Consider the following 300-nt stretch of genomic DNA (forward strand, 5'->3'; position numbering starts at 1 on the left):
CCTTATGACTGGTCTTAACCTTCTCATAAACGTGTTCTGTGTCACCGTTTGGAAGTTTCTTAGTCTCTACGAAGCGGTAACCTGGAATATCTTTCTTCGGTTGTTCGCCGTCTTCTGTTGGATAACCTGGAATTTCATTGCCTTCCTTATCCTTGTGACTGGTCTTAACCTTCTCATAAACGTGTTCTGTATCACCGTTTGGAAGTTTCTTAGTCTCTACGAAGCGGTAACCTGGGATATCTTTCTTCGGTTGTTCGCCGTCTTCTGTTGGATAACCTGGAATTTCATTGCCTTCCTTAT

At 43.0% G+C, this 300-nt stretch carries 1 protein-coding gene; it reads right to left on the reverse strand.

Annotation, left to right across the window (positions count from 1 at the left end; all coding sequences use genetic code 11):
- Positions 1-300: MucBP domain-containing protein (locus SORDD27_RS09495; RefSeq protein WP_155718903.1), on the reverse strand; the 300-nt coding region annotated here is incomplete at both ends.

The organism is Streptococcus oralis (genome assembly GCF_001579025.1).
Taxonomy (GTDB): Bacteria; Bacillota; Bacilli; order Lactobacillales; family Streptococcaceae; genus Streptococcus; species Streptococcus oralis_X.